2 protein-coding genes are annotated in these 730 nt (G+C 73.2%); both read right to left on the minus strand.

Going from position 1 to position 730, the window contains the following annotated elements; genetic code table 11:
- Positions 1–77: 77 nt before the first annotated feature.
- Entirely contained in the window at positions 78–557 is a 480-nt protein-coding gene (locus ABEB16_RS20630; RefSeq protein ID WP_345714062.1) for a SufE family protein, read from the minus strand.
- On the minus strand, positions 557–730 hold a 174-nt coding region (locus ABEB16_RS20635; protein ID WP_345714063.1), incomplete at its 5' end, for a rhodanese-like domain-containing protein. The genes ABEB16_RS20635 and ABEB16_RS20630, both read right to left, overlap by 1 nt.

The raw sequence follows: 730 nt of genomic DNA on the forward strand, positions 1-730 counted from the left end.
GTAGGTGATGCCCTCGACGACCTCGACGTCCCCGGTGTCGGCGGGCAGGCGCTGGGCCGGTGGGTCGGGGCGCGCGGTCAGCGCCCCTGCGAGGCCGCCGTCGCGGCGTTGGAGGCGCGCACCTGCCGCTTGACGCGGCCGAGCATCCCCGTCATGCCGCGCAGCCGCAGCGGGCTGATCGCCTGCACCAGGCCCAAGCGGGCGCAGAAGTCGTCGGGGACGTCCAGGACCTCGGAGCTGCTCATGCCCTGCAGGCCCTCGCGCAGCACGCCGGCGAAACCGCGGGTGGTCGGCGCCTCCGCCGGTGCGGAGAAGTGCAGGTGCGCCCGGTCGTCGCCGTCGAGCTCGACGGCGACGAAGACGGGGGACTGGCACTCCTCCACCTGCTCCATCAGCTCCGGGTGCCCCTCCAGGTGCGGCGGCAGCGCCGGCAGCCCGTCGGAGTACTCCAGCAGCAGCTTCAGCCGGTCCCGCTCGGAGACGGCGTGGAACTCCTCCACGATCTCCGCGAGCTTCGGCGGCAGGCCGTCGGTGTCGGGCCCGGTGAGGTTCACCATCAGTTGCTCCCCTTCCCCGGCGCCGTGCCGGGCTCCTCGCCCACCGCGATGGGCACCCGCACGGAGTTGCCCCACTCCGTCCACGAGCCGTCGTAGTTGCGGACCTTGCCGAAGCCGAGCAGGTGGGTGAGCACGAACCAGGTGTGGCTGGAGCGCTCCCCGATGCGGCAGTA

The sequence above is a fragment of the Kineococcus glutinatus genome, from assembly GCF_039542765.1.
In the GTDB taxonomy this organism is placed as follows: Bacteria; Actinomycetota; Actinomycetes; order Actinomycetales; family Kineococcaceae; genus Kineococcus_A; species Kineococcus_A glutinatus.

Bases quoted from the DNA above. Each gene is read 5' to 3' on its own strand.
- ABEB16_RS20630 (WP_345714062.1), bottom strand. From the start codon at position 557: ATGGTGAACCTCACCGGGCCCGACACCGACGGCCTGCCGCCGAAGCTC.